The organism is Methylibium sp. T29, from assembly GCF_000576205.1.
GTDB lineage: Bacteria > Pseudomonadota > Gammaproteobacteria > Burkholderiales > Burkholderiaceae_C > Methylibium > Methylibium petroleiphilum.
The window spans coordinates 1-931 of record NZ_AZND01000551.1; the positions used below are offsets into that span (position 1 = coordinate 1).

Annotated in this window: 1 protein-coding gene; it reads left to right on the forward strand. The window is 74.9% G+C overall.

Annotated elements, in window-relative coordinates:
• A partial coding sequence (locus x551_RS22765; RefSeq protein WP_036252030.1) for an aldehyde dehydrogenase family protein occupies positions 1-931 on the forward strand: 931 nt, incomplete at both ends.

A 931-nucleotide genomic window follows, 5' to 3' on the forward strand; every position in this document is an offset into this window, starting at 1 on the left:
GGAGATCGACGCGATGATGCGCCGCCTGCATGCCGGCCAGGCGGCGTGGAACGACAGGCCGCTGGCCGAGCGCGCCGCCGTGCTGCTGCGCGCCGCCGACCGGTTGGAGGCCGAGCTGCCGGCCTGGTGCGGCCTGCTGGTGAAGGAAGCGCGCAAGACGCTGGGCGACTGCGTGGCCGAGCTGCGCGAGGCGGTCGACTTCTGCCGCTACTACGCGCTGCAGGCGCGCGACACGCTCGGCCCGCGCGAGCTGCCGGGCCCGACCGGTGAATCGAACACGCTGCACCTGCACGGCCGCGGCGTGTTCGTCTGCATCAGCCCGTGGAACTTCCCGCTCGCCATCTTCGCCGGCCAGGTGGTCGCCGCGCTGGTGGCCGGCAACAGCGTGGCCGCCAAGCCGGCCGAGCAGACACCGGCGGTCGCGCAGCGCTTCGTCGGGCTGCTGCATGCAGCCGGCGTGCCGCAGGACGCGCTGACCCTGCTGCACGGCCCCGGCGAGACGGTGGGCGCCGCGCTGGTGGCGCACCCGCTGACCGCGGGCGTGTGCTTCACCGGCTCGACGCCGGTGGCCAAGCACATCCAGCGCGCGCTCGCCGCGAAGGACGGCGCCATCGTCCCGCTGATCGCCGAGACCGGCGGCCTCAATGCGATGGTGGTCGACAGCAGCGCGCTGCCCGAGCAGGTGGCCGATGCCGTGGTGCAGAGCGCCTTCCGCTCGGCCGGCCAGCGCTGCTCGGCGCTGCGCCTGCTGTGCGTGCACGAGGGCGTGGCCGACGGCGTGATCGCGATGATCGGCGGCGCGCTGCAGGAGCTGGCCGTCGGCGACCCGGCGGAGTACGCCACCGACGTCGGCCCGGTGATCGATGCCGAGGCGCACGCCGGCATCACGCGCCAGCTCGAGCGGCTCGACCGCGAGGCCACGCTGCTGGCG